13 protein-coding genes are annotated in these 19,031 nt (G+C 34.2%); 6 read left to right on the top strand and 7 right to left on the bottom strand.

Features of this window, described 5'->3' with window-relative positions; all coding sequences use genetic code 11:
• Nucleotides 1–4 precede the first annotated feature (4 nt).
• From phytr_RS02865 to phytr_RS02845, 5 genes are read right to left on the bottom strand one after another with little or no spacing between them, the layout of a single operon-like run.
• Nucleotides 5–1,447 carry a UDP-N-acetylmuramoyl-L-alanyl-D-glutamate--2,6-diaminopimelate ligase gene (locus tag phytr_RS02865; RefSeq protein WP_158706838.1) on the bottom strand — a complete coding sequence of 481 codons (1,443 nt, stop codon included), beginning with the start codon at nt 1,445–1,447 and terminating at the stop codon, nt 5–7.
• A gap of 23 nt (nt 1,448–1,470) precedes the next feature.
• Nucleotides 1,471–3,132, bottom strand: a complete 1,662-nt coding sequence (locus phytr_RS02860) for a peptidoglycan D,D-transpeptidase FtsI family protein (RefSeq protein WP_106874384.1) — start codon at nt 3,130–3,132, stop codon at nt 1,471–1,473.
• Nucleotides 3,129–3,362 carry a hypothetical protein gene (locus phytr_RS02855; RefSeq protein WP_158706837.1) on the bottom strand — a complete coding sequence of 78 codons (234 nt, stop codon included), beginning with the start codon at nt 3,360–3,362 and terminating at the stop codon, nt 3,129–3,131. Before phytr_RS02855 ends, phytr_RS02860 begins: the two co-directional genes overlap by 4 nt.
• A gap of 47 nt (nt 3,363–3,409) precedes the next feature.
• Nucleotides 3,410–4,321 (bottom strand): 16S rRNA (cytosine(1402)-N(4))-methyltransferase RsmH, encoded by a 912-nt coding sequence (rsmH, locus tag phytr_RS02850; RefSeq protein WP_106874382.1) that lies wholly within the window; start codon nt 4,319–4,321, stop codon nt 3,410–3,412.
• Entirely contained in the window at nt 4,318–4,764 is a 447-nt protein-coding gene (locus phytr_RS02845; RefSeq protein ID WP_106874381.1) for a division/cell wall cluster transcriptional repressor MraZ, read from the bottom strand. The genes rsmH and phytr_RS02845 overlap by 4 nt, the downstream gene beginning before the upstream one ends.
• Before the next feature lie 153 nt (nt 4,765–4,917).
• Here phytr_RS02845 and ligA point away from each other — a divergent pair, with 153 nt between their 5' ends.
• From ligA to phytr_RS02825, 4 genes are all read left to right on the top strand, one after another.
• Nucleotides 4,918–6,984, top strand: coding sequence for an NAD-dependent DNA ligase LigA (gene ligA, locus phytr_RS02840; protein ID WP_106874380.1), 2,067 nt, complete (start codon nt 4,918–4,920; stop codon nt 6,982–6,984).
• A complete protein-coding gene (locus phytr_RS02835) occupies nt 6,981–8,399 on the top strand; it encodes a cryptochrome/photolyase family protein (protein WP_106874379.1) in 1,419 nt (472 codons plus the stop codon). Before ligA ends, phytr_RS02835 begins: the two co-directional genes overlap by 4 nt.
• Nucleotides 8,400–8,509: 110 nt before the next feature.
• Nucleotides 8,510–10,486: a hypothetical protein gene (locus phytr_RS02830; protein ID WP_106874378.1), complete on the top strand. Its 1,977-nt coding sequence runs from the start codon at nt 8,510–8,512 to the stop codon at nt 10,484–10,486.
• Nucleotides 10,487–10,732: 246 nt separating this feature from the next.
• Nucleotides 10,733–12,619 (top strand): ankyrin repeat domain-containing protein, encoded by a 1,887-nt coding sequence (locus phytr_RS02825; RefSeq protein WP_158706836.1) that lies wholly within the window; start codon nt 10,733–10,735, stop codon nt 12,617–12,619.
• A 9-nt stretch (nt 12,620–12,628) separates the two neighbouring features.
• On the opposite strand, the gene infC is transcribed toward phytr_RS02825, so the two are convergent.
• Nucleotides 12,629–13,156, bottom strand: a complete 528-nt coding sequence (gene infC / locus phytr_RS02820; protein WP_106874376.1) for a translation initiation factor IF-3 — start codon at nt 13,154–13,156, stop codon at nt 12,629–12,631.
• A 3-nt stretch (nt 13,157–13,159) separates the two neighbouring features.
• The gene (gene thrS / locus phytr_RS02815; RefSeq protein WP_106874375.1) at nt 13,160–15,073 is read right to left on the bottom strand and encodes a threonine--tRNA ligase; all 1,914 of its coding nucleotides are present in this window, start codon (nt 15,071–15,073) and stop codon (nt 13,160–13,162) included.
• Between the two features lie 120 nt (nt 15,074–15,193).
• Here thrS and phytr_RS02810 point away from each other — a divergent pair, with 120 nt between their 5' ends.
• Both phytr_RS02810 and odhB read left to right on the top strand, forming a co-directional pair.
• Entirely contained in the window at nt 15,194–17,881 is a 2,688-nt protein-coding gene (locus phytr_RS02810) for a 2-oxoglutarate dehydrogenase E1 component (protein WP_106874374.1), read from the top strand.
• Nucleotides 17,881–19,029 (top strand): 2-oxoglutarate dehydrogenase complex dihydrolipoyllysine-residue succinyltransferase, encoded by a 1,149-nt coding sequence (odhB, locus tag phytr_RS02805; protein ID WP_106874373.1) that lies wholly within the window; start codon nt 17,881–17,883, stop codon nt 19,027–19,029. Before phytr_RS02810 ends, odhB begins: the two co-directional genes overlap by 1 nt.
• Nucleotides 19,030–19,031: the final 2 nt, after the last annotated feature.

Genomic DNA, 19,031 nt, shown 5'->3' with positions numbered 1-19,031 from the left:
ATGATTATTCTGATAAACACTGTTCTATAATTTCTACATCACTAAAGGGCATCTTATGATTACCATAAATTTGATAATCTTCATGACCTTTGCCAGTAACTAACAGTATGTCATTAATATTCATTATTTTCAATGTTTCTTTTATAGCAATTTTGCGATCCGCAATTTCTATATAATTACCTTTGGTAATACCGTGAATAATATCAGATCTAATAAGTTGTGGATTTTCGGATCTTGGATTATCGTCTGTAACAATCACTTGATCTGCTAACTCAGAAGCAACTTTACCCATTATAGGTCTTTTGAGTTTATCCCTATCGCCTCCACAACCGAATATACAAAAAATTCTTGCCGAATCTGAATTTTTTAATTTTTGAAGCTCTAAAAGGATATTTTGAAGAGAATACGGGTCATGTGCAAAATCTACAAAAATATGTCTGAAATTTTTAGGATCAGGAATTTTTTGCATTCTACCTGCCACAGGTTTTACATGGGGAATAACCTTCATTATCTCTTTTAAGCTAAAACCACATTTATGGACTAACAAGGCTGCAAAGACTAAATTATAGCCTTGAACTTTTGTTGTTATATCAGTCTCAAATGCATATTCGTGATTATGATACACAAATTGTATTAGCTGTCCATTAACATCATGATATTTAAAATCTATTCGAGCATCGCAAAATGCAGACTCTCCTATAATCTCAAATTTAAAAGGTAAGTCAAAATTCATCTCATCTGCTATGTTACATACTTGTTCAGATATAAAAATATGATGTGTAGGAGTAAGGTTATTTCTAAAAAGATCTAATTTGGCCTGAAAGTAATTTGATAAAGTATGATGATAATCTAAATGGTCTTGGGAAAACGAGGTGAACGCAGCACAGTCAAATTTAATTTGCCCTAATCGTCCTTGATGTATGCCCAAGCTTGACCCTTCTAAGCAGGCATAATCAGCTTCCCGTTCTTTGAGTTGAGATAATATCTTATAATTTGTAATTAGATCATTAGAGGTTAAGAATGCAAGATTTAAGATAGAGTTATCAAGATTAACGTTGGAGATTGCGCCAAGCGTTCCAATACTTCCAGCTTTTTGTCCTAACAAAATGAATATTTGTCTTACATAATCTGTAGTAGAGGTCTTGCCATTTGTTCCCGTTATAGCAATTTTATGTCGTGGTAAATTGGAGTAAAACTTATCTGCGCAGTACCAAAGAGCTCTTGTTACGTTTTCAACGTAGATTACTTTTTCTTTATTTTGGAATCCTGGATGATCTGTAACAACAAGTTTTGCTCCTTTATCTAAAGCCTGATTGATGTAGTTGACGGGGTCGTATTTTTTATAAGAAGGCACAAAAAAGACCTCACCTTCACTGACTATCCGTGAGTCAATACAAATTCCGGAAGGATTTTGTGATAAGATATAATCGTATTTTTTATATGGCAAGATGCGTTATCTTAGTTTATTTTCTAATTTAAACTTGTAAGCTTTATACCACCTGATGGCAGCTCTTTTTCATCATCATAAGGTAAAATACCTTGGAATGCAACAATTCTGGAGATAATTTTCGATGTTGCTATTGCTGCGCTTGCTCCTCCGGTGACAGTTCTGTGAACTTTAGTCGGTTTTGGATCATCAAGCATAACATAGACTAAATATTTAGGGTTTGTATAGGGGAATATGGACACAAAATTTGCAATTCGACTATTTTTATTATACTGCTTGCCTTGTGCCTTATTAGCTGTGCCACTTTTTCCGCCAACTAAATACCCTTCAACATCAGCCTTTCTTCCTGTACCATTGGTAACAACTAGTCTTAGTAAATGTTGAATATTCTTAGAAGTTCTTTCTGAAAATATTCTCTCTCCACAAACTTGAGAATCTTGCTTAACTAAGGTTAAAGGGTAGAAAATACCTCCATTTACCGTTGGTAAGATGCTCTGGATCAAGTTAAGAACGTTAGTTGCAATCCCATAGCCATAAGAGATTGTTACCGTACTGATGTCACTCCATTTTTTTGTGTTTGGCAAAAGCGGGGTAGTAGTCTCGGGAATTTCAGCAAAAGATTTTTTATCTAGTTTTAATTTTTGTAAGTACTTCTTGAAATCAGCTTGGCCTATATCAAGCGCAATTTTGCCTGTACCTTTATTTGAAGATTTAGCAAAAATCTCTGCAACACTATGTAGCCCTTGGCTTGGTGTGTAGTCACTGATTTCAAATTTACCTACTTTTAAATGACTAATATCGTATTTTTGGTTAAGATGTTTTACAGCTCTTGTTTCCATAGCAATTGCCATTGTTAGAATTTTGAATACAGAGCCAAACTCATACACTCCTAGCGAAGACTTGTTAAATAGCTGTTTTGCTTTTGCTTTTCCTGGATTATGAGGGTTAAAGTCAGGTTTACTTACAAGAGAAAGTATCTCGCCATTATTTGGATCAACTACGACTCCTACGCCTCCGGATGCGTTAAATTCTTTGATTGCGCTATCTAATTCTTCGCTTACGATATTTTGGATACCAACATCAACGCTTAATTGTAAGGGATGATGTTTATTGTTGTTTTTATGGTCTGATAAAAGGGAATTGTCAAAGAACCTTTCAATTCCAGCTAAACCTTTGTTATCTATGCTGACGTAGCCTAGTATGTGAGATAATAGATTACCATAAGAATAGATTCTTTTAAAAGAAGTGTCAAAATCAACTCCTGGAATACCTAGTTCATTTACTTGCTGAACTTGAGAAGGATTTAAGTTCCTTGCGAGCCAAGTGAATTTATGTGACGATTGTAGTTTGTTCAATAATTTCTTTTGTCCACCTGCCTTGATAATTTTGGAAAGTTTGGTTGCAGCTTGTTTCTTATTATAAATTAAATCCGGATGAGCAAAAAGGGAATACGTAGGTATGCTAGTAGCAATTAAAGAACCATTACGATCTACTATATCTTTACGATAATAAGATATAAAACTAGAATTATTATTTTCTAATCCTGGTGTCATTGCTAATTGCAGAAGTTTTGTGTTTATAATGCCAAAAGCTATAATGAGAATTAGGATGACGGAATAAGTCCTGGCAACAGCCTTTGAAGGTTCGCAGTGCCAATAAAAAAGATAATTTTTGAATTTCATCATTTCGTTAATAGTATACTTGCTTGTTGAAAATCTTTTACAATTTGCTTGTAATCAACGTTTTGTAACTTTAAATGTTTATGTGATAGAGCGCTTAAGTATTTAGGTGAAGTGATGTAGGCAATTTCAGCATTAAGTGTTGCTATGTTTTGTTTTTCTTGCATAATTTTTGAATCAAGCAGTTTTGACATCACGGTCATCTCATAAAAGTTATTTTTGAAATGAAAATTCATATGTATAAGTAAGATTAAAACCAAAATATTTAGACAGGTTAACAATTTCATAAAAGTGCAATTTTTTGAGCGGCACGTAGTTTAGCAGAACGTGCTCGTGGGTTATTTTTTACTTCTTCATCAGATGGTTTAACGCTTTTGTGGGTTAAAAGCTGATATATCGCATCTGAACTTGAATTATCCACTTTGGCGTACTTAGATTTGGCTACTTTTTTTGCAGAATTAGCCTTTAAGTAGTCTTTAATAATCTTATCTTCCAAGCTATGAAAGCTAACAAGAACAATCTTGCCTCCTGTTTTAAGCAAATTTGCTGCTGATGCTAAAGACTTTTTTAAAGCGCCTAACTCATCATTTATAAAGATTCTAATGGCTTGAAAGGTTTTGGTTGCTGAATCAATCTTAGTATGATAACGATTTACGGTTTTACGTACTATATCTGCAAGCTGGGTGGTAGTAGTAATAGGAGACTCCTTTCGGGATGCTACTATTTGTTTAGCAATTTGTTTTGCCTTCACTTCGCCTCCATTGTGAAAAATGACATCTGCAATCTCTTTCTCGCTTGCTGAGTTTACAAAATCCATTGCAGAATATCCTTTTTGACTCATACGCATATCAAGCTGCGCTGGTTTTGCAAATGAAAATCCGCGATTTCCTTCATCTAGCTGCATTGATGATACGCCCAAATCCCATACAATCCCATCTACCTTGCCTGTGACCAAATCTCTAATATCTGCAAAGTTACCTTGCACAAAACTAAATTGATCTCCAAATTCTCGTTCAAAATCGTTTGCTACCTTTTTGGCATCGGGATCTTGGTCTATTGCAATTACATTTGCTGCATGAGATAAAATTTTGCGTGAATATCCTCCAGCTCCAAAAGTGCAATCTATATAACGTCCTTCTGGTTTGGGAGATAAGTAATGCATAACTTCATCTAACATGACAGGTACGTGTTTCATAAATTTTTTAAAACATTTTTATTTGTAATAGCTGTGTTTCTTGCCTTATTTAAATACTCCTCAAAGCTATCTGGTTCCCAAACTTCAAACACTTCGCCTTTACCGACAAACATAACCTGATCTTTTATACCCGCATATTCATTCAAAAATTTAGGAATTATAATCCTTCCTTCTCCATCAAAAGATAGCTGGACAGATTGACCAAACACAATAGTTTCAAATGCATCTCTTTCCTCAGAGTAAGGATCAAGAGTTGCAATCACCTTACTCATATGCTCTAAACGCTTGAAGCTACAAGCTTCAATACATGAGCTTTTTATAGATGGATACAAAACTAAGGTATTAGGTTTTTCGGCCAAAACAATTGACCTGAAAGATACCGGAACAGATATACGTCCTTTCTTATCGATATTTCCAGAATATTTAGATAAAAAAAGTGACATACATCTTTGGTATTTTATGGGTATAATTGGATATTATTGGTTTTATATGGGATAAGTCAACTAAGTAGCATAAAAATATAAAAAATTTGTGACTGAGTGTGTTTATTGTTACTCTGTAGTAATAAATTTGAATAAGTATGTAAGCTAAGGTGTATGCTAAGTAAATATCAAGAGATAAATATAGAAGAGCTAAGTAAAAGTGAAGCAAAAAAGCTTTTAAAGGAGTTGAGTAACGAGATAGAAAAGCATAATAAGGCATATTATGTTGAAAATAAGCCTTTAATAAGTGATGCGGGTTATGACTTGTTGGTGCGAATAACAAAATCCTTGCAAGAAAAATTTCCAGATATACACTTACGGCAAGATGTATTACAGCAGGTAGCACCTAAAGCTCAAGCGGGATTTAGTAAGATTACTCATAAAGTTCCAATGCTTTCTTTGGATAATGCTTTTGAGGTAGAAGATTTTGACGATTTTATCACGCGTTGCCAACGCTTCATACTAATTGATCATTTTCCGCAATTATGCTGTGAACTAAAAATTGATGGTTTATCTTTTGCTGCTACTTTCGAGAATGGAAAATTAAAGTATGCGGCAACGCGAGGCGATGGTTATGTTGGCGAAGATATTACTGAGAATTTACGCACAATCAAAACTTTTCCTCAAAATCTTCAAAATGTTCCAGATATATTTGAAGTGCGTGGTGAAATATATATCTCTAAAAACGATTTTCTTGAACTAAATAAATCGCAATTAGCTAAAAATCTTCCTACATTTGCTAATGCTCGTAATGCTGCCGCTGGATCCATAAGGCAGCTAGATCCGAGTGTTACGGCAGCAAGACCTCTAAGATATTTTGTATACAGTGTTGTTGATACTGATAATTTATTTAGAACTCAGGATGAGATCTTAAAATATTGCGAGAATCTTGGTTTTCGTTTAGAACAATATTCTCAACTTGCAAGTAATTTGGATGAGGCTATCAGTTTTTATGAAAAAATTAAAAGTTTAAGAGATTCATTAGATCATGAGATTGATGGAGTTGTATATAAGGTTAATGACTTAGCTTTGCAAAAACGCTTAGGTTTTGTTGGAAAGGCACCAAGATTTGCGATTGCCTATAAATTCCCTGCGTTTTTAGCCACAACTAAGATTAAGGACATTAAGATTCAGGTCGGCAGAACTGGTGCTATAACTCCTATTGCTGAACTTGAAAAGGTCAATATCTCTGGTGTTGTTGTGGGAAAGGCTACGCTGCATAATTTTGATGATATAGCTCGTAAAGATATTAGGATAGGGGACTGCGTATCTTTATATAGGGCAGGGGACGTTATACCTAAAATTCAGGAAGTTGATTTTTCAAAGCGTCATGGCAATGAAAGAAAAGTAGATTTACCAAGGTTTTGCCCATCATGTAACACGCCTTTAGAATTTAATGGCGACGATGCAATAATCAGGTGTAATAATATTTGGAACTGTCCCGATCAACTTTTAGAGAAAATTATTCATTTTGCCTCGCGTGATGCATTAAACATAGTGACTTTAGGAGATCGACAGGTCAAATTCTTACGAGATCAGCAATTCATTAAAACTCCTTTGGATATATTTTATTTAAGTCAGCATGCAGATGTTTTAACTGGGTTAGATGGATGGGGTAAAAAATCTGTCGATAATTTACTAGCTAATATAGAGAAGGCTAAAAATACATCTTTGGATAAGTTTATATATGCCTTAGGAATAAGGTATTTAGGACAAACAAACTCATTCATGCTGGCCAAAGAGTTTAAAACCGCTAATAACTTTTTGAGTGCTTTAATCGAGCTAAATAAAGATAATAAAGAGATATTGGAGAAGCTTGATTTAATAGATGGAATGGGAGCAAAAACTTTACAAGGAATATATGAGTTTGCATTACATGAGCCCAATATCCAAATGGTAAGGAATTTTATTTCTGTTTTAAGTATTAAAGATCTTGTATTCGAGGCAAATTCTGCTATCAGTGGTCTTAATATAGTATTTACTGGCACTATGCAGTCTATGTCGCGCAGTGAAGCCAAGATGATTGCTCAAAATTTGGGAGCAAAAGTGGGTAGCGCCATTTCTAGTAATACTGATATACTGGTTGTAGGTGAGGGTAGTGGCTCTAAGCTAAAAAAGGCTAAAGAGTTAAGTATTAAGACCCTTTCGGAGCAAGAATGGAAGGAATTAATTAAGGAATGAGTAAAAAAATTACAATATTTTGGTTTAGATATGATCTGCGAATCATGGATAATCCTGGATTATTTGAAGCTGTCCACAGAGGTGCAGTGTTACCTATTTATATATTGGATCAAGAGCATTTTACGATAGGAGAGGCGGCAAAATGGTGGTTACATCATTCACTAGCAAGCTTGAATAAATCATTAGATTTTAAGTTGAATTTTTATGAAGGCAATGCGTTTGATATCTTAGAGTCACTTGTGAAGAATAATAAAGATATAGATGCCATATATTGGAACAGGTGCTATGAACCAAAAAGTATAGAGCAGGATAAAAAAATCAAACAATATTTTGATAAAGAAGGTTTAGAATGTAAAAGTTTTAATGCTTCTTTGTTGTGGGAGCCTTGGGATATACAAAAGGGAAGTGAGGGTGATTACTATAAGGTTTTTACTCATTTTTATCGTAATGGTTGCCTTAAATCTAACCAGCCAAGAAACATGGTTGAAAAGCCTAAAAAACTGGATCTAATAGGCTCTAATTCTAAAACTCTTGAAGAGCTAAATCTATTACCAAAGATAAAATGGCATAGAAAACTTGAAGGTAAGTACGATATAGGAGAAGAGGGTGCTCAAAAGGCCTTAGCTCAATTCTTATCACACGGATTAAAAGGTTACAAAGAATTACGCAATTATCCAGCAAAACCGAATACCTCAAGGTTATCAGCTCATTTGCACTTTGGTGAAATATCGCCGCATAACTTATGGCATGCTGCTCAAACAAAAGGGTTGATTAATGGCCATGATGCAGACTTGGATCATTTTTTAAGTGAGCTTGGTTGGCGCGAATTTAGCTATTATGTCCTGTATCATTTTCCCGAATTGTCTTCAAAAAATTATCAGGCTAAATTTAATAAATTTCCTTGGAGCGATGATGAAGAAGCTTTTGATAAGTGGAAAAGGGGTCAAACAGGTTATCCCATAGTAGACGCAGGTATGAGAGAATTATGGGAAACTGGATTTATGCATAATAGAGTGCGAATGATTGTAGCTTCATTTTTAGTGAAAAATCTGCTTCAAGAATGGCGCAAAGGTTTAAAGTGGTTTGAAGAGTGTCTACTTGATTCTGATATGGCAAATAATAGTTTTGGTTGGCAGTGGGTTGCAGGATGCGGATTTGATGCAGCTCCTTATTTCCGGATATTTAATCCGGTGCTACAGGGTGAAAAATTTGATCCTACAGGTGAGTATACTAGGCGTTTTGTTCCTGAGCTTGCTAATCTTCCTAATGAATACCTTTTTAAACCTTGGGAAGCAAGTAGAAGTGTTCTTGAAGGAGCGGGCATTACTCTTGGAGTAACTTATCCTCATCCTATAGTAGATGCTAAAACTTCTCGTGATAGGGCATTGCAAGCTTACAGAGAATTAAGTTCTTAGCTGATTATTTATAAAAATTTTTGAATATTTACACAAAGATTAAATAGTTGATATTTAATAAATAGTTAATTATATTAAAAATATTAAGTAATAAAGTAAGAATTATTTATATGGATACAGACGATCCTCTTATAGCAAAGATAGTGCATTTCATGGAAGATGGTTCTAGGGCAATGGAATTGTTTGCGAAAACAAATGAATATAGGTTGTCTCAAGAGGAATATGCTAATAAGCTCAACGCTGCTATCAAGGATAATAATCCAGAATTATTTTTTTCGATAATTAAAAAAAGAGTTCTTTGTCAAAATTTTGATATAACCCTCAAATATTACTATTTGGGGATAATAGTGCCTACTATGATGACTCTTGCGGCATATAAAATATTATGGCCTGAAGACAAATATACTTTTAAGAATTTTTTTTATATTACATCAGCTTTAACTCCATTGTTTCTTGAAGCGTTGATAGGAAGTTTGACAAAAAGTGGACAATTTGGTCCTCCGGGATTACTAGAGCTTACGACTTTTGCACTTATTAGTTATCATTTACAACTTATAACGGAGATAAAAGATGTCGAAGCAACAGATTTTATAGCGGGGCCGTTATTTGGAATATTAGGAAGAGGGGGGTGTCTAATGATCGCATATGGTTTATCTCAAATTAAGGGAATGCAAAACGTTGACGTAGAACTTATATCGGGATCGTTTGGAACATTAGGGAAGGGTATGTGTCTAATGATCTCTCAAGTTCAGAACCTGTTTCGGAGTTTTAGTTTTGATAAGGATAAAGAAACCTACCAACAAGCCCTGTTAAATTTAGTAGACAGTGGAAATGTAGATATGGTTAAAGTATTATTATCAGAAGTACCTCGAGCTATACTGAAAGCAACGGGCCAAGATAATTTATCTCCATTATTAATTACTGCTGCTAAACAGAATAATCCTCAAATGTTTAAGCACTTAGTGGAAAATGGATTTGCGATTAGATTTGATAAATTTCCTGAATTTTACGAAACCCCAAATGGGGATTATATATCTTTAATCCTCCGACATTTATTAATCCTCAAAATATCTACATCAGAAGAAAATTTTGGTGAAATAAAAGAGTTTTTAAATAATCCTGAGTTTAATGATGTTATCAAGGATAGTGCGCCGGCAATTGTACGTAATGAAAATATTTTGGACCTACTTATAGATATTAAAGGAGCAAATTTGATGCGCAATAGTGATTCATTGTTACATGTTGCCATTAATTATCGCAAATATAACTCTGTAAAAAAATTAATAAAATGTGGCGTAGATGTACACTTACCCTCTATCATTTCTAATTTTACGTACGTTTTAAATGTAGCTCATTATCAGCCCGAAAGATGTGATGTTAATCTTCTTAAAATTATAGCTGTATTTATCTGTAACCAAGTGCCTATAATTATTGATTTATCTCGAATAAATTTAATAAACATAGATCAAATTTTAGCTGTAATGAGCCAAGGCAGTAACCCCGAAAACCCAGAAAAAGAATTTAGTCTGGATAAATTAGAATTATTATGTGGTATAACTAATTTATTGATTGCTGGAGCGGAGGCAAAGTCGATAGAAGAATATAACGATTATTCAACCGTGGGGTTAATTGTCCTACCAGAAAATTACAATATAAAACTTCAAGAATTTGCTAATAGAAACATAACTATACTAACTTTTTCTGAGGTTAAAGAGGCTTTAAAACATCATACAATAAAGGAATTTTGGCGGCTTCATAAAATACTTCAAAATTTTCTACATAATTTATATACACTAAAAAACACTATTCAATACCAAGAATTATGGGTTCAAAAATTATTAGAAAATATAGAAGTTATTGAAGATTCAATAGGTTTATTGTCATTGTATTACCTGAGCAAAACGCCATACGATGAACCTATAAATACTAATGGTAGAATAGTGCACAAAATTTTTGGTTCCCTAACATCTAAGGAAATAGGCCATTTGGCTATTACATGCCAACATCCCGAGGATGTTATGGAACCAGCCCATCTGTTAGCTCAATATAAATCAGCTGATGTGGTTAATGATGATCCAATAAGTTAAATTTGACTCAAAAACCTTAATTGACATAACATCTGGATATTAGAGTTACTGTTTAGGCTTTTTTCAAAAGGGAGAAAATCATAACGAGGTACTAATTCTCTGTTTTAGTCCTATGTTCTGACTATCTAATTGCCTAATAATTTTATCCTCAAAATTTTATCAACTTTTTTCTAACTAATTCTGTAATAAGACCAAATAATTTTATAAAGTGAGAAATATTAAATTTAAATGATTTGGTAAATTTTTTTGAAAAATAAACTAAAATATTATACTAGTGAAGGAGCTAGAATGGCAGCGCTTTTTGTTAGAGCACATAAATATAGGTTATCTTCACAGGAATATGCAAATAGATTAAATTTAGCTGTCGTAGACGAGGATGCGGAATTAATTAGTTCTATGATTAAAATGCGCGTTCTTAGTTATAACTTTGACCGTGCAATCAAACATTTTTATATAGCTTCAACTTTTTTCACGATAAAACATGCCTCATCTAGAGTATTACACCCTGATGAACAAGATACAATCAAGCACTTTCTATATCTTGTGTCGTTTGCAGCTCCATTATTATTTGAGTGGTCGAAAGGTTTGACCAAAAGCGGACAATTTGGACCTGCTGGTTTATTGGAATTGATAGCTATTGGAATTATTAGCTATCATTTTCAATTTGTAACTGGAGTAAGAGATGTGGAAGCAACAGATCTTGTTGTAGGTCCATTCATTGGAATGTGCATAAAAGAGATGTGTATAATCGCTGCATGTTTTTTATCTCAAGATAAAAATCAATACTGTCACTTAGGAAAAGATAAAAAAATCTACCAAAAAGCTCTATTAGATTCCATAAACAATAGAAGTATAGATGTAGTTAAAGTATTAATATCAGAACTGCCTCACGCAATATTAGAAGATATAGTAGATCAAAATGGTTTATCTCCATTACAAATAGCTGTTAAACACAATAACCCGAAGATATTTAATTTATTAGTAGAGCATGGTTTTGGGATCGAATTTAACACATTTTCTAAGCTTTTTGATTGTATTGAAATGGCAGATTTCATTACACCTAACTTATATAATTTATTGTTCTTAAAAATATCTGGAACAAAAAACAAATTTAATGAAATAAAAGCATTTTTAAATAATCCTGAATTTAAAGATAACTTAATAAGTTCTGTGCCGACAATTATGAATAACGATGATATTTTAGATTTGATTATGGATATTAAGGGAACGGGTTTTATGAGGGATGACGAACTGTTATATCACGCTTTTGTTTATGGTAATTATAGTGCTATTAGGAAGCTAGTAAAGTATTGTTCGGACTTAAACTCCGTATTTTTAGAAAGCTCTTTAGAGAGAGCCAAAGATGATCAAAAAAAATCTACAAACTTTATTAAAATTGCGGTTATATTTATCTGCAATCAAATCACTATAGATGTTGATTTATTTCGAAAAAATTTAATCGATATAGATCAAATCTTGGGCATAATGAGTGAGGGGGGTGGTTCTGATAAGATGAAAGAAAAATTTATTCTCAATAAATTAGAATTACTATGTGGTATAGCTAATTTATTAATTGCTGAGGTAGCAATAAAATTGATAGAGGATATTAAGGATGGTGTAACAGGAAAATCAGTTACCTTACCCGAAGAATATAATATAAAACTTCAAAGATTTGCTAATGAGAATATAACTAAGATAGACTTTTCGGAAATTAAAAAAGTATTAAAAAATCCTCTAACAAAAGAATTTTGGCAGGTTCATGAAATACTTAAAAATTCTCTACATACTTTATATAAGTTGAAAAGTATCATAAAACATCAAGAAAAATGGGCACAAGATTTGTTAGAGAGTATAGAAGTGATCGAAGAAGCTTTGGGTTTATTCTCCCTGCATTACCTAAGTAAGACATCGTATGATGAGTCTATCGGTGAAAATGATAAAATCGCGCATCAAATTTTTGGTTTCTTAACATCTCAAGAAATAGGTATCTTAGCTAATACATGCCAACATCCTGAGAACGTTATGGAACCTTCTCATCTGTTAGTTCAGAATAAACTATGTAACATGATTGGTTATGATTCTACAGTTGAATCTGAATTAAATACGTTGATAGGAGTAACCGCTGGACACTAGAGTTATTAATTAAGCTTTTTTCAAAGGGGCAAAAATCATAACGAAATGTTGGCCTTCCATTTTAGGTGTATGTTCTGGTGCACCTAGATCGGCAAGTTGTTCAATAATTTTACCACCAAGATTTTCGCCAACTTCTTTATGCGTAATCTCGCGACCTCTGAACATAATAGAAACCTTAACCTTATCACCATCCTCTAGGAATTTGCGAATATTTTTTACTTTTGTCTGTAAGTCGCCAACCCCAATATTGGGTCTAAAGCGCATCTCCTTGATCAAGGTAATTTTTTGTTTTGATTTAGCTTTACGAGCATTTTTCTTAGCTTGATAGCTGTATTTGCCGTAATCAAGTATTTTACACACTGGAGGTTTAACATTGGAAGAAACCTCTACTAAATCTAAGTTGGCATTTCGAGCCATTCTTAAAGCTTCTTCGGTACTGATTACACCTATCATTTGATCGTTTTGGTCAATCAGTCTTACTTCTTTTACTAAAATATTATTGTTTATTCTAGTTTGATTATTGCTGCGGATGTTCATGGGCTAGTTAGTGCCTCTTTTTTGACTTTCTTTTTTGATATACTTGATGAATTCCATTAATTCCATTTTTTGATTTGAGTTATTTTGTGTTCCAAATTTTCTTACAGAAACTTCTTTTTCTTCAGCTTCCGCTTTTCCTACAATAGCAATAAATGGTATTTTTTGCCCTGAAAGATTGCGAATTTTATAACCTATTTTGTCAGGTGATATATCTATGCTACACCTGATACCTGCTTTACAGATTTCATCATATACAAATTTAGCATAATCATCAACCTCGTTTGTTACGCCTGCAACACATACCTGAATAGGCGATAACCAAAGGGGAAGGGAGCCATTATAATGCTCTAGCAAAACCCCAATAAAACGCTCAAAAGTTCCAATAATTACTCTATGCAACATCACTGGGCGAACTTTTTGTCCGCTTGGTGAAACATAGGTTGCATCTAACCTTTCTGGTAAAACAAAATCTAATTGTAAAGTACCAAGCTGCCAATCTCTACCCATTGCATCTTTTAATACAAATTCCAGCTTTGGGCCATAAAATGCTCCTTCACCTGGGTTTAGGTCGTAACTTAAACCAGTCAACGCAATTGCATTTTTTAAAGCTTCTTCAGCTTTATCCCATACGGAATCATCGCCCGCTCTAACAGTTGGTCGGTCTGAAAATTTGATTCGAACATTATCAAAACCAAAATCTTTATATACTTCTGTAAGCAAATTACAAAAGCTTAGAGTCTCATCTGCCACTTGCTCTTCTGTACAAAATATATGAGCATCATCTTGAGTAAAGCCTCTTACCCTCATAATTCCGTGAAGAGATCCGGAAGGCTCATGCCTATGACATGAACCAAATTCAGCCATACGCAAAGGCAAATCTCTATAGCTTTTAGTTCCTTGATTAAAGATTTGTACATGAGCGGGGCAGTTCATTGGCTTGAGAGCTAGTACTTCTTTTTCTACTTCTGAAGTAAACATGTTTTGTCCAAATTTTTCCCAATGACCAGAAGCTTCCCATAATTTTCTGCCAAGCAGTGTTGGGGTCTTCACTTCACGGTAACCATGCTGCGATATCTTATCTCTAATATAATTTTCTATAATGCGCCAAATTGTATAACCTTTTTCATGCCAAAAAACCATTCCTGGTGCATCATCTTGCAAATGAAATAGATGAAGATCTTTTCCAATTTTTCTATGGTCGCGTTTTGCTGCTTCTTCTAGGAAATATAGATAATCATCCAAGCGCTTTTGTGTTAGCCACGCTGTACCGTAAACTCTCTGCAACATTTCATTTTTGCTATCTCCTCTCCAGTAAGCACCAGCAAGTTTAGTTAACTTGAAATATTTGAGATAAGAGGTTGAAAGTCCATGTGGCCCACGGCATAAATCTAAAAATTCGCCTTGCTTATATACGCTAATTTCCTGATCATCAGGAATGCTTTTAATAATCTCAACCTTATATAGCTCACCTATTGAGGTAAAATGTTCTATTGCCTTTTTTTTGCTCCAAATTATCCTTTCGAACTGATTGTCTTGAGCTATTAGCTCCTTCATTTTTGCTTCTATCAACTCAAGGTCGCTTTCATGAAAAGGCTTTGGAGTTGAAAAGTCATAATAAAAACCATTTTCAATTACAGGTCCTATTGTCACTTGCACATCTGGGAATAGGCTTTTTACCGCTTCAGCCAAAACGTGTGCTGCATCATGACGTATAATTTCTTCGACTTTTTCAGTATCCTTTGTAGTAATAAAATTTATCTTCTCATTTTTCAAATCGTATGCTTTTACTAAATCATATATCTGACCTTGAACTTCAATAGCAATAATTGGGTGTTTTTTATCGTGCGATAATGCTGCTGATATCTCTTTATTTATGCTGGAACTTGAAGGCAGTTTAGTTAATAGTTCATCACTCATTTATTTCTTACTAATTTTTTTACTACAATATAATATTTGTGAGGTTTTTTAGCTCTAATCATTAAAAATTTCTCGCTAACACGTTTACAATAATGTAAAGGTACTATTAAGGCAAGTATAATGAAGGACTTTTTATTTGCTGCTAACGCAGAATTCTTAGAACAATTATATCAGGAATATCTTGCAAATAAAGCTATTCCTCAAGAATGGCAAGAATATTTTGATCTGCTCGAAGGCAAACCTAGGCAAGTTGTTAAGGCAAAACCTCAGGAAAATGTTTTTGTTAAAACTATAGAGTCATCAAGTTCCATTAAATACAAGGCTCTGAGGCTCATAGATGCATATAGACAAAAGGGGCATTATCTCTGTGCGCTTGACCCATTAAACATAGATAAACCACAAGCTCCTGAAGATTTGGGGTTAAGGTTGCAAGACTTTGATATACTTGATGATAAAATAAACTGCGACATAAATTCTTATGCTTTTAGTGTTGAGATCATAGGCGTTGCAGCATTATTTGCTAAATTACAAAAAACTTATGCTGGATCTATTGGCGTTGAGTTTGAACATATCCAAAGTCAGGCAGAGAAAAATTGGTTATATAAAGAATTTGAAAATATTTCTAATATTGAGTTATCGCAAGAGATAAAACAAAATTTACTTAGCGGGGTACTAGAGGTTGAATTCTTTGAGGGGTATCTTAATACAAAATTTCCTGGTTTTAAAAGATTTTCAATAGAAGGTTCCGAGAGCGTTATTGTTGCAGCTGAAGTTTTTGCTAAGTACTGCATTGACAACCCTGATATAACGGAGCTAATAGTCGGTATGTCACATCGCGGTCGCATCTCTCTTTTAACAAAAATTGCTAATAAGCCTTATCATAAGGTTTTTTCTGAGTTTACGTATGAACCGGATAGAAATTTATCAGATCATATTTATAGTTCAGATGTGAAATATCATTTAGGTTATAGCGATGAGAAAAATAAATTATGTAAAGTTCACGTATTAAATAATCCGTCGCACCTTGAATCCGTAAACCCAGTTATGGCTGGTGTGATGTATGCAAAAAATAAATATGAGCTGGGATCAAAGCATGTGGCGGGTCTTGCGATACATGGTGATGGTGCATTTTGTGGTCAAGGGGTCGTAGCTGAAACGCTTTCGATGACGATGTTGGCTGGTTATAAAACTAAAGGTATTTTGCATATTATCGTAAATAACCAAATTGGCTTTACAGCAGATACAGATGAGCTCAGAGCTTCAAGATATCCAACTGAGTTCGGGAAAATCGCGCAAATTCCAATACTGCATGTCAATGGACACGACTTAGAAGCAATCTATAAAGCGATAAATTTAGCCATTAAATACAAAGAAACTTTTAATAAAGATATAATCATCGATATATTTGGATACCGAAAACAAGGGCATAATGAAGGAGACGAGCCTGGTTACACTCAGGGCCCTATGTATAGTATTATTAGAAACTTAATTCCAATTTCTCAAAATTATGCCCAAACTCTTATAGATCAAAAAATTATAGGTGAAAATTTTGTAACAGATGCTAAAAAATCTCTGAAAGATAAGCTGGATAGTGATTTTGCTAAAATTTCTAAGCCCGTTGTGTCTCTACTACCTCAAGAAGATTTGGTAAATCCTATTTCGGGCGTGCAGGCTAACATCTTAAAAGAGCTTGCCCAAAAGATTTATAATTATCCAGAAGGTTTTGCGATACATCCAAAATTAATCAAATTATTTGAACAAAAACTTAAAAGCATTGTGGAAGAAGAGGTAATAGATTGGTCTACTGCAGAAGCTTTAGCTTTTGCTTCGCTAATTCAAGAAGGGATAAATGTGAGATTAAGTGGTCAAGATGTGATGCGAGGTACGTTTTCCCAAAGACATAGTGTGATTCACAGCCAGACTGATTCAAGAAGTAATTACGTGCCTTTAAATAGCATATCACCAAATGCAAATTTTGAAGTATATAATAGCTTTTTATCAGAATTTGCAGTAGCTGGCTTTGAGTACGGTTATTCTATCGCTAAACCACAAGATTTGGTTATTTGGGAAGCGCAATTTGGTGATTTTGCCAATGGTGCCCAAATTATCTATGATCAATATATTTCAGCGGCCTTGTCGAAATGGAAACAACAGAGTTCTTTAGTAACTTTATTGCCTCATGGTTTCGAAGGGCAGGGGCCAGAGCATAGCTCAGCTAGAATTGAGAAATTTTTGACCCTAGCTGCGCAAAATAATGTGCAAATTTCACTTTGCTCAACCCCTGCATCTTATTTTCATCTCTTAAGAAGACAATGTCTGCAGCAAGCTAAACGACCTTTAATCATTTTTACACCAAAATCATTGCTACGTCATAGACTTTCAACCTCTAACTTAAAGGAGCTTAGTGAAAATACAAGTTTTACAAAAATCATTGATGATACGGTAGAGATTGCGAATAAGATAGTTTTTTGTAGTGGTAAGGTTTATTACGACTTAATAGAGTACCGCGTGCAACACTCTATCACAAATATCGCAATTGTGCGCATAGAACAGTATTATCCTTTCCCAGAATATGAGATTGTAGAGGTGGTGAAAAAATATGCGGATGCTACTGAGATTGTATTGTGTCAGGAAGAGCCGCAAAATATGGGGGCGTATCACTTTTTATATCCAAAGATGTTAGAAATTTTGCCTACTAAACAAATAAGATATGTATGTCGCCCACCATCTGCTTCGCCTGCTTGCGGATATGCAAGTTGGCATAAGCAAGAACAAGAATTATTAATAAAACAGGCTTTAGGGAGTTAATCATGTATGAAATTAAAATACCGTCACTTGGAGAATCTATCACTCAAGCGACTCTATTGAAGTGGCATAGAAAGCAAGGGGATCAAGTGAGTCTTGACGATTTACTGTTAGAAATAGAAACGGAAAAAGTGACCATGGAAGTCAGGGCTCAGGCGAAAGGTATATTAGAGTCAATTTTGGTCCAAGCAGATCAAACCGTGCAAATAGGTCAGGTCGTAGGGGTAATAAATGAAGGTGGCTCGGTTCAAGTACAAGCTCCTATCGCGGCTCCTAAAATAGATGTACCTCAGCCAACTGAAATTAAAGTTTCACCTGCTGCAAAAAAAATTGCAAATGATGAAAATATTCCTTTAGACAATATCCAAGGCAGCGGTAAGGGAGGAATGATAATGAAGTCTGATGTATTGGGTATTAAAGTACCTATACAAGAACCTGTGCAAACTAGTACTGAAGATGTAAATAAAGTGAAAATGTCTCGTTTGCGTAAAACGATTGCTCAAAGACTTAAAGATTCACAAAATACCGCAGCAATTCTTACGACATTTAATGAGGTGGATATGTCTGCAATTATGGAGTTGCGTCAAAAGCATAAGGATGATTTTGAAAAAAGGTATAAAACTAAACTTGGCTTTATGTCTTTCTTTGTCAAAGCAGCAGTTGCTAGCCTTGAATTAACGCCTATTGTTAATGCTCAGATTGATGGTGACTATATTGTGTATAACAATAATTGTCATATTGGGGTTGCTGTTGGAACTGAGCAAGGTTTAGTAGTTCCAGTATTGCGTAATGCACAAAATTTAAGTTTTGCAGAAATAGAGATGACAATTGGTGCCTTGTCCGTAAAGGCACGTGAAAATAAGATTGAAATGAAAGACTTATCTGGGGGTACATTCACTATCTCAAATGGTGGAGTTTATGGTTCGCTATTATCGACTCCAATTATCAATCCTCCTCAATCGGCTATATTAGGAATGCATAAGATTCAAGAAAGACCAATGGTGATTGGTAAAGAGATTAAAATAAGGCCAATGATGTACCTAGCGCTTTCTTACGATCATCGTTTAATTGATGGAAAAGAGGCGGTGACATTTTTGGTTAAGATAAAGGAATTTTTAGAAGAGCCTGAAAAGCTATTATTAGATCTATAACC

Source organism: Candidatus Phycorickettsia trachydisci, from assembly GCF_003015145.1.
GTDB classification, from domain to species: Bacteria; Pseudomonadota; Alphaproteobacteria; order Rickettsiales; family Rickettsiaceae; genus Phycorickettsia; species Phycorickettsia trachydisci.
This window is presented reverse-complemented; position numbering and strand designations above follow the sequence as displayed.

Bases quoted from the DNA above. Each gene is read 5' to 3' on its own strand.
- phytr_RS02860 (WP_106874384.1), bottom strand. From the start codon at position 3,132: ATGATGAAATTCAAAAATTATCTTTTTTATTGGCACTGCGAACCTTCA.
- phytr_RS02855 (WP_158706837.1), bottom strand. From the start codon at position 3,362: ATGAATTTTCATTTCAAAAATAACTTTTATGAGATGACCGTGATGTCA.
- rsmH (WP_106874382.1), bottom strand. From the start codon at position 4,321: ATGAAACACGTACCTGTCATGTTAGATGAAGTTATGCATTACTTATCT.
- phytr_RS02845 (WP_106874381.1), bottom strand. From the start codon at position 4,764: ATGTCACTTTTTTTATCTAAATATTCTGGAAATATCGATAAGAAAGGA.
- ligA (WP_106874380.1), top strand. From the start codon at position 4,918: ATGCTAAGTAAATATCAAGAGATAAATATAGAAGAGCTAAGTAAAAGT.
- phytr_RS02835 (WP_106874379.1), top strand. From the start codon at position 6,981: ATGAGTAAAAAAATTACAATATTTTGGTTTAGATATGATCTGCGAATC.
- phytr_RS02830 (WP_106874378.1), top strand. From the start codon at position 8,510: ATGGATACAGACGATCCTCTTATAGCAAAGATAGTGCATTTCATGGAA.
- infC (WP_106874376.1), bottom strand. From the start codon at position 13,156: ATGAACATCCGCAGCAATAATCAAACTAGAATAAACAATAATATTTTA.
- thrS (WP_106874375.1), bottom strand. From the start codon at position 15,073: ATGAGTGATGAACTATTAACTAAACTGCCTTCAAGTTCCAGCATAAAT.
- phytr_RS02810 (WP_106874374.1), top strand. From the start codon at position 15,194: ATGAAGGACTTTTTATTTGCTGCTAACGCAGAATTCTTAGAACAATTA.